At 76.5% G+C, this 238-nt stretch carries 1 protein-coding gene; it reads right to left on the bottom strand.

Features of this window, described 5'->3' with window-relative positions; translation table 11 throughout:
• Positions 1-18 precede the first annotated feature (18 nt).
• A partial coding sequence (locus tag ACR9ZK_RS23350) for a hypothetical protein (RefSeq protein ID WP_481344295.1) occupies positions 19-238 on the bottom strand: 220 nt, incomplete at its 5' end.

Below are 238 nucleotides of genomic sequence, written 5' to 3'. Positions count from 1 at the left end.
CTTCCAGGCCGCGAGCGGTCAGGAGCCGCGGGGGCTGTAGGCCGCCCCGGGCCCGACCAACCCCGCCGGCGGTGACTTCACGCTCCAGCCCGGTTCGCCCGCCATCAACTCGGCGAACTCCGGCGCTCCCGGCCAACCGACGACCGACGCGGCCTCACGCCCCCGGGTCGACGACCCGGCCACCGTCGACACGGGCGTCGGCGTGCGCACCGACGACGACCGGGGCGCGTACGAGTAC

The organism is Monashia sp. HAY1-5C, from assembly GCF_056755255.1.
This window is presented reverse-complemented; position numbering and strand designations above follow the sequence as displayed.